This window comes from Schlesneria sp. (genome assembly GCF_036405755.1).
GTDB classification, from domain to species: domain Bacteria; phylum Planctomycetota; class Planctomycetia; order Planctomycetales; family Planctomycetaceae; genus Schlesneria; species Schlesneria sphaerica.
The window spans coordinates 1-9,468 of the sequence record NZ_DASWWZ010000719.1 but is presented as its reverse complement, the minus strand read 5'-3'; the positions used below and the strand labels follow the sequence as shown (position 1 = coordinate 9,468).

Genomic DNA, 9,468 nt, shown 5'->3' with positions numbered 1-9,468 from the left:
GAAGCGGCGAACAAATCCATCGCCAAGTTAATGTCCGATGCTCAGTCGTTTCAGAAGCTGCTTGAGAAGACGATGAATGACATCGATGCGTTCCACCGAGTGACGGTCGGAACAACTCCTCGATCAATCGTCGCACATTTCCATCGAGCGCATAAAGACTTTGACACCGTCCGAGATGCGATACGCCACATGAAGAGCCATTGGGAAGCGGCGTTGAAGAGGCAGGCAAACAGTCAAGTTAGGGAGAACTGAGAAATGACACTCGATAATCTGAAGGTCGGTGGTACGGTATCGAATGATGAGTCGATGGTTGTTCCATCTGCGAACGAGGGGAAGCAAACGCCAACGGAACCGCTCACGGTCTGCTCACCAGCTACCACTTACGCACGAGACAGGTCCCAGTCGATCGACTGGTACAGCGAAGGCGAAGAGCGGACGATCGAGGTTGGTGATGTCAAAGTCACGGTCCGATTCGTTGGTCGGCGAGGTCGTCGGGGTCGCATCGCTTTGGTGGCGCCTGCCGGGGCGGCGTTTCGGAGCGGACACCTCTAGACGGCATGATCGACTGAGAATCGTCACCCATCAGGCCAGTCTGTAAGGCGGTGAAGGGAAAATGATCCAACTTCTTCAATGATGCGTTGTCGTATGTGCGACTTCTTGCGAGAATTGATGGTGGAGTGAATGATGAAAACTACCGTTGAGTTTATGGAACGCGAAAAGGTTGAGGAAGCCGCTCTCGCACTTCTCAATAGGCACGATCTGCTGGGAAATGCCGCTGTAAACCCAGTCGCTGTCGCTTCTGCTGAGGGAATCGAGGTTTTTTCCATTCAACTGTCTGACGATTCTGTGTGCGGAATCTTGCGCAAAGAGCGGGATCAGTACTGTATTTACGTCAATGCGGACCACCATCCACATCGAATGCGGTACACGATTGCACATGAAATTGGCCACTATGTCCTCCACCGCGACATTGTGGAGACGTTCGTTGACAAGGAAATCAACCTTTATCGAAAACCGCAGTCGTTGGAGTCTGCACGAGACCGTCAATCCGCGATGATGGAAGTGCAAGCCAATATGTTTGCTGCCGCACTCTTGATGCCTGGTCCATCTGTGCGAAAGCAATACGCGCACACGAAGGACATTCAGGCTCTCGCTAAAATGTTTGGCGTTTCGCGCGAAGCGATGGGGCACCGTATATCGAATCTTGGCCTTCAATGATGGTTGACAGCGAAAATCAAGGCGATGATGCCAAGTTCGCAGAAGACCTGCTCCAGTTGGGAACGAACCGGCATAGATTGTCTGCCGACGACCTCAATGAGTCTTCTCAATTTGGAAGCCTCTCCGTTTCCGCAAAAGTTGAGAATTATGCGAGAAGGCTGCAAAAGCAGATCGAGGGCGAGCGTGACAGGCTCCTCGATGACAAGCGAATTGCAGATGCAGAATGCGATCGACTCCGTTCTCGGGAAAGGGAACTGATATCCCTAAAATCGTGCTTGATACGTGATCGATGGGAAACGTTGGTTTCGGTTTGCGCGATGGCTTTGGCGGGTGCGTTAACTTCGGACGTAAACGGGAAACCATTTGGGTTTGCCTTAATTGTGATCGCCACAGCATGGCAAGCTGGCAAAGTTCTCTGGGTCACGGTGGTCGACTGGAAATATCCGGAACGTTGAATCGGTCCCAGTCGTCTTCGAATCGAGAATGACTAAAACTAAGTCTTTTGAAAGCGCAATCCTTCACCCTCAAAGGCTGCATGCCACCCTGTTTTTATCTTCGCGATTATTGCTCTTCAACAACGTCCTTTCTCCGTGTTTAGTATGTCACGCCGACTGCGAGCAAGTTAATATATAACTCGAAACCATAGTGTCAGGCGTTTTCTGGTTTCGCCTGGCCGCCGCCTTGGATTCCAGGGCCGCACTCCGCATCTCGGAGCCACCAGCACTCACTCAGTGCGAAAGGCTCCGCCATGCTTGTCGAAATGTGGCCCATCAGTCGGCCGAAACCGTATCCCGGCAATCCACGGCTTAATGATGACGCCGTCGAACAGGTCGCCAAATCGATTGTCACCTTCGGTTGGCGGCAACCGATCGTTGTCGATGGTGACGACACGATCATCGTCGGTCACACACGATTGAAGGCAGCACTCCACCTCGGGCTAACGGAAGTCCCCGTCCATGTTGCTCGAGATCTCACGCCCGATCAGGTGCGGGCCTACAGGCTGGCCGACAACAAGCTGGCCGAACTGGCCGAGTGGAACATGGAGCTACTGCCGATTGAGCTAGGGCAGTTGCAGGAAGCTGACTTCGACCTAGGACTAATTGGGTTCGATCAGGACGAACTGCAGAAGTTGCTGAGCCCCGAAGGCAAGGAAGGATTGTGCGATCCCGACGATGTCCCAGAACCACCGGACGAACCCGTGACGCAACCGGGTGACCTGTGGATCCTTGGCGATCATCGACTGCTGTGTGGTGACAGTACCAAGCCCGAGCACTTGGATCGGCTGCTTGCAGAACAGACGGTGCACTTGGTGAACATGGATCCGCCCTACGGCGTTCGCGTCGAGCCGCGCTCGAACAATGCGATTGCTGCCGGACTTTCTTCATTTGCTGGCACTACACATCACCAGTCGATGGATGTGGCACGGCATCCTGAGAAGGCGAAGCCCACGCAGAAGAAGATGCGTGCGAAGGATCGGCCCCTGGCGAATGACTTTGTTTCCGACGAAGAGTTTGACCGACTGTTGGATGCCTGGTTTGGGAATGCATCCCGCGTACTGGAGCCCGGTCGAGGTTTCTATATCTGGGGTGGATATGCCAACTTGGCGAACTATCCGCCGTTCCTTAAGAAGCATGGGCTGTACTTCAGTCAGGGAATCGTGTGGGACAAATTGCATCCCGTGCTGACGCGCAAAGACTACATGGGCGCTTTTGAAATCTGCTTCTATGGGTGGAAAGAAGGGGCCGCACACCAGTTCTACGGGCCGAGTAATGTAACCGACTTGTGGCACGTCAAAAAGATCCCGCCCCAGCGGATGGAACATTTGACCGCCAAACCTGCAGAACTCGCGGTGCGGGCAATGCAGTACTCGACTGTTGTGGGGGAGAACGTGCTGGACCTCTTCGGCGGGTCGGGTTCGACGCTCATTGGAGCCCAGAGGACGGGACGTAAGGCGTTCCTGATGGAACTGGATCAGGCCTACTGCGACGTGATCGTCGATCGCTTCCAGCGATTCAGTGGCCAGGCAGCGGTGCTGGAGCGGACGGGAGAATCGCCCATTCCGATGAAAGCCCGAGAGGAGGGGATGCTATGAGCGTTCCTTTCGGACCGTTACCGCAGGCTCCATTCCCCGACAGATCCTATTCGTTGATCTACCTCGCGAGTCCCTATTCCCACCGCGACGCCGCAGTTCGTGAGCAGAGGTATCGCGATGCGTGCCGCGCTACGGTGAACCTGTTCCGTCGGGGTCAGAACGTGTTCTCCCCGATCGTGCATGGGCACCCGCTTGTCGCACACGGGCTACCGACAGACTGGTCATTCTGGGAGGCCTTCGATCGGGAGCAGATCGCGCGGTGCGATGCGGTCTTCGTGCTGCCCCTCACTGGCTGGAAGGAATCCAGCGGCGTGATCGCCGAAATCGAGATCGCCAGCGAGTTAGAGAAAGATGTGTGGTTTGTCGATCTCTCAGGAACGCCGATGTTAGCGCACGAGGCGTCGGAGGGACGATCTTGAAGAACCGATCGACCAACGAGAAAACGCCCGAACGTCGCGAACGTTGGGCGTCACGGGGCGTTTCCCGTTTAGTAGGGCAGGGTATCGAGGCGGGTTTCCGCGTCGGTCGTTTGAGGATCAAGACAATCCGCGACTGCGAGGAGCGTTTGCAGCAGGTCGTTGGCGTCAAAATCCTTCGACCGCCGACCCCGTTCCAAAGCCTCTTCCAGTCGCAGGGCGACAACTCGCAGGGCGTCGGCAACGTTGTGTTCGGGACTCGTCATGGTGGTCTCTCCTTTCGTAGGGGTTCAGGAGGTCGTCTTGCCGTTGAGGGCGAAGTGCCCCCGTTCCGTCTTTACGAAGCGGGATTCCTCCCCCTTAGTCGTGATTTCTCGCAGGATCGCGGCGTAGAGCGTCGCGTGGGGCGTCTTGCCCCCGGGGCTTTGCCAGTAACCTTTCGCCGCCATCGCGTCGATCATCCCCTTCGAAGTCAGGGGGTCAGTCGATTCCCCCAAAACCTTCGCAGCAGCGTCGAGGGCGCTCATCTTGCCGCTGGCGGGAGTTTTTGGTTTTTCGGCCTTGGGCTTCGTCGTCTTTGCAGGTGTCTTGGTGGCCGGGGTTGCTTCGGCAGCGGCGCTCGCTTCGGCTTCGCGCTTCCCGATCTCCATCCATTCGTCGTACTCGGCCTTGGTCAGCTTTCGAGAAAGGTCATCAAGGTAGAACCGGTCGGTGGTCTTCGATCGTTCCGCCTTCCCCGTTGTGGCGTTAAAGGTGATCGAAATTCCCTCGAAAGAGATCCCGAGGTCGCCTTCGTCCTTCAATCGGGCGTTGGTCACCTCGAGCAACTCGGCATGTTTGGTCTCGTAGATCTCGCCTTTCGCCACCTTGGCGATCGTGGCTTCGGTTCCGGCCTTCGATTTAGTTTTCGTAGCGGGTTTCTTCGACATGGTTCTCGTTCCTCGTTCATGTGCGTAATGGTGTGGCTGCCATCGTCAGGCCCGGCTTACCACAGCCGGGCGACGCGTTGGTACGCGTTTCGGCGTTCACCCGTAGATGTGTTCCACCAATCCGGCGGTCAGGAAATCCAGAATCTGCTGGGCCTTCGCGGTGGTGGGTTCGACATCCCAGCCCCGGTCGAAGTTGCAGACCGTCTTGCCATCCGAAAGCTGGGCGATCCAGATCTTGCTGATTCGGCTGTCGGCCAATTCGAAGTCGGTCTGTTCGGCGTGTTCGGGGAAGACCAGGGCGTCGAAGCGGTGACCATCGATCGTGCCTCGCACCCAGGTTCCCGTTCCCGCTGCCTGTCGCGTGACCTTCGTGATCTTCAGGTCGTCGCCAAGTTCGTCGTGCGTTTCTGTCGTCATCGTTGGGCTCCCGTTGGTGTGTGAATTCCGTTTGGCGGGCACACAGTTACCTCGGGTCGAAAACGACATCCACTCAATTCCGCAGCAATTTGATGACATTTGGAAAGGTTTCCCGAAATGGCCGAAACCGCTGGAAAACAGGCTCTCAGCCCGATGGCGATGCCGATTGGGGACGTCGCGAAGCTGCTCTCAAAGGTGAGCGGAAAGGGGGTTGATTCCGAGATGTTGGAAGAGGATGTGGCCGAAGGAGCCCCGACCAATCCGGATGGCACCATCAATCTCGTGAACTACGCCGCGTGGCTCGTGAAGGAGATGGCGAAGCGTGCCAATTGATCCGCGCAAGCTGGGACCCACGCAGATGTGTCGATTGCTGAACTCCACCCCGCTGGGTGAAGTGATCAGCGAACGTCAATTGCATCGGCACCGGACCCGCGCGGGCTATCGCATCGGTGACGGCAAGCACGTTGATCTCTATCGATACGTCGGCTGGATGGTGACGCAGCGCCACGCCCAACCCACGGAGGGGGCAGGGCTATCCGGTTACGACGCGATGAAGGAACAAGCCCGCGTCCGCAACGCGCTCCTGTCGCAATCAGGACGCGATATCGGCGAACTCCCCGCCGTTGTGGACCCGGAACGGAAGGCTCAGGCCGCTGCCAGTTTTCGCTTCTTCTGCGAGACCTATTTCCCGCAGACGTTTCACCTGGCTTGGTCTCCCGATCATCTGAAGGTCATTGCCAAGATCGAGCAGGCGGTAATTCATGGTGGCCTGTTCGCGCTGGCGATGCCGCGTGGCTCCGGCAAGACGACACTGGCGGAATGTGCCTGCCTGTGGGCGATCCTGTTTGGTTATCGCGAATTCGTCGCCCTGATCGGGGCCAGTGAGGCCCACGCGGAAGAAATGCTCGATTCCATCAAGATGGAACTGGAAGGGAACGAGCTGTTACTCGAAGACTTCCCGGAAGCGGTCTTTCCGATCCAGGCCCTGGAAGGAATTGCGAACCGTTGCGCGGGACAACTCCACGAAGGCGAACGGACGCACATCGTTTGGACAGCCAAAGAGATCGTCCTGCCTACAATCAAAAACTCAGCCGCCAGTGGGGCGATCATCAAAGTCGCTGGGATCACCGGTCGAATTCGCGGCATGAAGTACAAACGGGCCGATGGGAAGCCTGCACGTCCGTCCCTCGTGGTACTCGACGATCCGCAAACGGATGAATCGGCTCGCTCGCCGTCCCAGTGTGCTGAACGAGAGCGGATCCTGGCGGGAGCCGTGCTCGGTTTGGCGGGTCCTGGCCGCAAGATCTCGGGAATCATGCCCTGTACGGTCATTCGTCCCGACGATATGGCCGATCGGATGTTGAGTCGTGACCATCACCCCCAGTGGCAGGGGGATCGAACGAAGATGGTCTACGCATTCCCGACGAACGAAAAGCTGTGGCAGGAGTATGCCGAGATCCGGTCCGAGAGCCTGCGGAACGAACGGGGGCTGGAGGACGCGACCGACTTCTACGATGCCCATCGCAGCGAGATGGATGCCGGGGCCCAAGTGGCCTGGCCGGAACGGTATAATCCGGACGAACGATCGGCCATTCAGCACGCGATGAACCTGAAGTTGCAGAATGAGGCCGCATTCTGGGCCGAATACCAGAACGAACCCGTCGCCGAGCGCGGAATTGGCGTCGAGCTGCTGACCGCTGACCAGATCTGCAACAAAATCAATCGGCTCGCGCGGGGAACGGTTCCCTCTGATGCGACGCATCTCACCGCCTTCATCGACGTGCATCAGAATCTTCTCTTCTGGATGGTCTGCGCGTGGGAGGAGGGGTTCACCGGTTCCATCATCGACTATGGTGCGTATCCCGATCCGCAGCGGCCTTACTTCACGCTCCGGGATGCGACGCGCACCCTCTCGACGATGGCCCCCGGTTCGGGATTGGAAGGGGCGATCTACGGCGGCCTGACCGCGTTAACTGAGCAACTCTTCAGTCGAGCCTGGACCCGGGAAAACTCGACGCCGTTGTTCATCGAAAGATGCCTGATCGACGCCAACTGGGGACAATCGACGGAAGTCATTTATCGATTCTGTCGTCACTGTGCCCATCCCACGATTGTCGCTCCAAGCCACGGCCGCTACGTGGGGGCCTCGAGCAAACCGTTCAGCGAATACGAACGCCGCAGTGGTGAGCAGGTCGGCTGGAACTGGCGCATTCCCGCTGCGAACCCGGATCGCCCCGTGAGGCACGTGATCTTCGACACCAACTTCTGGAAATCCTTCGTCCAGGCGCGACTAATGGTCGCGATGGGCGACCAAAGTTGTCTGTCGCTGTTCGGTGATGATCCTTCGAAACACCGTCTGCTCTCGGATCATCTCACGGGTGAGTACAAAGTCCAAACCATCGGGCGGGGGCGAACGGTCGACGAATGGAAAGCCCGGCCCGAGCAACCCGATAACCATTGGCTCGATTGCCTGGTCGGTGCGACCGTCGCGGCGTCGATGCTTGGCGTTAGTCTTCTCGGCGAAAAGCCCGCCGGTCGCAGGACATTCTCGATACCGGTGAGCTTTTCTCAGATGCAACGAGATCGCTGGAAAAGCTCGGGCAGGGACGGGCCGCTGATGCGGTGAAAATCGCCGAGGGTGTGGGCGTGTACGTGAAGGATGGTTTGATCCCCCCCCGGCTTCACTCGAAATCCGGTTGGCTGAGCGTGGAGCAGGTACGCTCAGTTTCGTGTTTGACACGCGATGCAGATTGCAGATTTCACAAGCTCTGTCTCCCTTCTATCATCGCTTCGGCTTAAATCACATGGCCGTAAAACTTTAATGCCTTCCATGCTCTTTTTTGAATCAGTGAATTGCAGTCATAAAGGGAAACTGGCACTCTGCTGCCGCATTCGCGACGGGAAGAAGGAAGATTCGTCGAATTCGGCTGGGTTGAGCATACCATGAGACTGAAGTAATTTTGCAAAAATGCGATACAAGGCCGACATCACCGCAGGAGCATTGAAGCTGCCCGAAAGCAGACTCATTGCCGATTTGCTGCTGCGCCAAGTCGATGCCGAAGGCTGGAAGGACGCCATCGTGACGAAGAACGTCCTCCAGGTTCGCAACCCCGCCACAGCACGTCGCCTGACCACCTTGATTCGCAGTCGGCTGGAAACGATGGGGCCTGAATTATGGAAGCTCGTCCGTGACGGCAAAGGCACAGTCGCCGCTCATGCCGTCCTTGCCGCCGCCGTGAAGCACAGCGCCTTGCTCGGTGACTTCCTGGAGATCGTGGTCGCTGAACAGTACCGGCTATTCAGCCCGGCATTGTCGCCAAAACTGTTCGCTGATTACCTCGAAGGCTGTAGGGAGCGTGATCCCGAAATGCCGCAGTGGAACGAGACGACACGCAGGCGGCTCCGTTCGTCCGTGTTTCAGATGCTTGCCCAGGCGGGTTACATCGAGAACACACGCAGCCTCAAGCTGCAAACGGTCCACGTTGCCGATCAGGTGCTTCGTTACTTGAAGGCCAACAAAGAAGATTATGTCCTGCGTTGCATCCAGGTGGCCCCATGAGCGATCCCCTCAATGAACGACTCAACAAGATTCTGCCCAGGGTCATCTCCGATGAGTTCCTGAGCGGAAGTGGCATCGGCAACGAGATCGCTTTCTACATCTTCGACTACCCACCCGAAGATGAACTGCGAGTGCGGGATTATCTGCGCACGTTGCTCGACCACATTCCGAAACAAAAGCACGGCCTGCGAGTCAAACATATCGACCTGTTCGACTTTGTGATGGATTACCTCAAGAGCCGCAAGCTGCTCGACAAGGCGATTCAGATGCAGCGTGATAAAGGAGACGAGGCGTTGAGGAAGGCCCTCGCTGGCCCGCTTCACGAATCAAAACTCAGCGCTGTGTTCGCCGAGGTCGCCAAACCAGAACAGCACGATCTGGTGATCGTGTCCGGCGTCGGCAGCGTTTGGCCGCTGCTCCGTTCACACACGCTGCTGAATAACCTTCAGCCGGTCATGGGGAAGACACCACTCGTGATGTTCTACCCAGGTCGATACGACGGGCAGTCGCTTCGGCTGTTCGGCAAAATCAAAAGCAACAACTACTACCGGGCCTTCAAGCTGGTTCCGCAGTAATCCATCGTCAGGGCGATCCCACAATGCTCATCAAGAACCTGTTTGAACGTGACATCTTCCGGCCCATCAACGGCGTCGTGAAGGCTGACCAACTTGATGACTCCTCCGTTTGGCAGGAGTTGGATGAGTTTGTCATCACACGAGAACTGGACAAGCATTTCCGAAAGTTCATCTCGTGGTATCTCGATGCCGTGGACCAGGGAAAGAATCCCGATCCCACTGGCAAAATGGGTATTTGGATTTCTGGTTTCTTTGGCTCCGG

At 56.9% G+C, this 9,468-nt stretch carries 14 protein-coding genes and 1 other RNA gene; 10 read left to right on the top strand and 5 right to left on the bottom strand.

Going from position 1 to position 9,468, the window contains the following annotated elements; all coding sequences use genetic code 11:
* From VGE80_RS23620 to VGE80_RS23595, 6 genes are all read left to right on the top strand, one after another.
* Positions 1 to 252, top strand: a 252-nt coding sequence (locus VGE80_RS23620) for a hypothetical protein (protein WP_440594368.1), incomplete at its 5' end; no start/stop codon positions are given.
* 3 nt (positions 253 to 255) lie between these two features.
* Positions 256 to 552, top strand: a complete 297-nt coding sequence (locus VGE80_RS23615; RefSeq protein ID WP_440594367.1) for a hypothetical protein — start codon at positions 256 to 258, stop codon at positions 550 to 552.
* 129 nt (positions 553 to 681) lie between these two features.
* The gene (locus VGE80_RS23610; protein WP_440594366.1) at positions 682 to 1,218 is read left to right on the top strand and encodes an ImmA/IrrE family metallo-endopeptidase; all 537 of its coding nucleotides are present in this window, start codon (positions 682 to 684) and stop codon (positions 1,216 to 1,218) included.
* On the top strand, positions 1,215 to 1,673 hold the full coding sequence (locus VGE80_RS23605; RefSeq protein WP_440594365.1) for a hypothetical protein: 459 nt from the start codon (positions 1,215 to 1,217) through the stop codon (positions 1,671 to 1,673). The genes VGE80_RS23610 and VGE80_RS23605 overlap by 4 nt, the downstream gene beginning before the upstream one ends.
* A 293-nt stretch (positions 1,674 to 1,966) precedes the next feature.
* A complete protein-coding gene (locus VGE80_RS23600; RefSeq protein WP_440594364.1) occupies positions 1,967 to 3,310 on the top strand; it encodes a DNA modification methylase in 1,344 nt (447 codons plus the stop codon).
* Complete coding sequence (locus VGE80_RS23595; protein ID WP_440594363.1) at positions 3,307 to 3,729, top strand: DUF1937 family protein; 423 nt, start codon at positions 3,307 to 3,309, stop codon at positions 3,727 to 3,729. Before VGE80_RS23600 ends, VGE80_RS23595 begins: the two co-directional genes overlap by 4 nt.
* Positions 3,730 to 3,797: 68 nt before the next feature.
* On the opposite strand, the gene VGE80_RS23590 is transcribed toward VGE80_RS23595, so the two are convergent.
* From VGE80_RS23590 to VGE80_RS23575, 4 genes are all read right to left on the bottom strand, one after another.
* Positions 3,798 to 3,992, bottom strand: a complete 195-nt coding sequence (locus tag VGE80_RS23590) for a hypothetical protein (RefSeq protein WP_440594362.1) — start codon at positions 3,990 to 3,992, stop codon at positions 3,798 to 3,800.
* 24 nt (positions 3,993 to 4,016) lie between these two features.
* A complete protein-coding gene (locus VGE80_RS23585; protein WP_440594361.1) occupies positions 4,017 to 4,655 on the bottom strand; it encodes an HTH domain-containing protein in 639 nt (212 codons plus the stop codon).
* A gap of 30 nt (positions 4,656 to 4,685) precedes the next feature.
* An RNA gene (locus VGE80_RS23580) (hammerhead ribozyme type II) lies at positions 4,686 to 4,750 on the bottom strand.
* Position 4,751: 1 nt separating this feature from the next.
* Positions 4,752 to 5,072 (bottom strand): DUF7678 domain-containing protein, encoded by a 321-nt coding sequence (locus VGE80_RS23575; RefSeq protein WP_440594360.1) that lies wholly within the window; start codon positions 5,070 to 5,072, stop codon positions 4,752 to 4,754.
* A gap of 117 nt (positions 5,073 to 5,189) precedes the next feature.
* Here VGE80_RS23575 and VGE80_RS23570 point away from each other — a divergent pair, with 117 nt between their 5' ends.
* The 4 genes from VGE80_RS23570 (at position 5,190) to VGE80_RS23555 (ending at position 9,206) form a co-directional block, all read left to right on the top strand.
* The gene (locus tag VGE80_RS23570; RefSeq protein WP_440594359.1) at positions 5,190 to 5,405 is read left to right on the top strand and encodes a hypothetical protein; all 216 of its coding nucleotides are present in this window, start codon (positions 5,190 to 5,192) and stop codon (positions 5,403 to 5,405) included.
* A complete protein-coding gene (locus tag VGE80_RS23565; RefSeq protein WP_440594358.1) occupies positions 5,395 to 7,698 on the top strand; it encodes a terminase gpA endonuclease subunit in 2,304 nt (767 codons plus the stop codon). The genes VGE80_RS23570 and VGE80_RS23565 overlap by 11 nt, the downstream gene beginning before the upstream one ends.
* A gap of 342 nt (positions 7,699 to 8,040) precedes the next feature.
* A complete protein-coding gene (locus VGE80_RS23560; protein WP_440594357.1) occupies positions 8,041 to 8,631 on the top strand; it encodes a DUF1819 family protein in 591 nt (196 codons plus the stop codon).
* The gene (locus VGE80_RS23555; protein WP_440594356.1) at positions 8,628 to 9,206 is read left to right on the top strand and encodes a DUF1788 domain-containing protein; all 579 of its coding nucleotides are present in this window, start codon (positions 8,628 to 8,630) and stop codon (positions 9,204 to 9,206) included. Before VGE80_RS23560 ends, VGE80_RS23555 begins: the two co-directional genes overlap by 4 nt.
* On the opposite strand, the gene VGE80_RS23550 is transcribed toward VGE80_RS23555, so the two are convergent.
* A partial coding sequence (locus VGE80_RS23550) for a hypothetical protein (protein ID WP_440594355.1) occupies positions 9,176 to 9,468 on the bottom strand: 293 nt, incomplete at its 5' end. The two genes, VGE80_RS23555 and VGE80_RS23550, sit on opposite strands and share 31 nt — an antisense overlap.